The following is a 1,111-nucleotide window of genomic DNA, read 5'->3' on the forward strand; positions in this document are numbered from 1 at the left end:
CGCCCAAGTCATGTACCTCCCGCCTTACAGCCCCGACTTCAACCCCATCGAGATGGCCTTCTCGAAGCTGAAGGCTTTCCTCAAGAAGGTCGCAGCCAGGACCAAGGAGGGTCTCTGGGCGGCGATAGGCGACGGCATCGGCACCTTCACACCAGACGAGTGCATCAAATATTTCGCAGCCGCAGGTTATGACCGCGATTGAACGGAAAATGCACTAGCAGCCGGGTGAATTCGTCGAGGGTCAGGCTTCGCAAATCGAACATCTGATGGGTTGTGTTAACGGCTGGCATAGGGATGTCTCCGATCTGTCGTGTTTCGTCGGGTTCCGGTTGCGTGGTCCGTGGAGCTCGTGCTGTGGTGCGGATCGCCGGGGCTGTCCTTGATGGCGCGGCAAGGCCCCGTCTGGGAGGGGATGTTCTCCGATCATGGTCGGGCGTTCTTTGTGGTCTGTGGGGCGCGCAGGGGCGTGGTTTCCGCATTGGCGGCACGGAGCTTCTTGATCGCCAGCGCTTCGGCGGCCGTCGGTCGGGCTCGCCGATCCAAATCTCGACCAGGTCGCGGGCCTGGTCGAGATTTGGATCGGCGCAGCGCCTGTGGCTGTTGTCTGTGGATCAGAATGCATCTGAGCGGCTGAGGTGGTGATGTTGCCCTCGTGGGCCCGCCATGTGTGCTGTCCATCCAGCAGCTGGGGGAATTCGTCTCGGGTCAGGCGGCTCCAATCGAGCCCTTGGACGGTAGTGTTAACGGCGAGCATCCCTGCGCCGTCGCGTTACGTGAAACCACCCACCTACCCATATCGAAGCTGGTTAGCAAAACAGAGCGAAGCGTCGATATCGAGTATTCAATGTAAAAATACAGTAAAATATCCGTGTAACAAATCAAGAAATCATATAAAAGGTAATAAACAACCGAATGCGAGTCAAAGTCAATTAAACTGTAATGCGAAATAGTAAAAATTAAATCAAATTCTAATCACATTAAATAATATAGTAGCACGCATATGTATAGGTAACACTTGCAAGCAATATACAGTACACGGAAATAATAAGCAGCGCCAACAGGTAACACAACGCAGAGGCAGTTAAGTCGGGTAGGTTAATGTTATATACTC

General features: G+C 53.6%; 1 protein-coding gene. It reads left to right on the forward strand.

The window, feature by feature from the left end:
• Positions 1-202: transposase (locus PHAMO_RS15030; protein WP_040567499.1), on the forward strand; the 202-nt coding region annotated here is incomplete at its 5' end.
• Positions 203-1,111: the final 909 nt, after the last annotated feature.

This window comes from Magnetospirillum molischianum DSM 120, from assembly GCF_000294655.1.
Lineage (GTDB): Bacteria > Pseudomonadota > Alphaproteobacteria > Rhodospirillales > Magnetospirillaceae > Phaeospirillum > Phaeospirillum molischianum.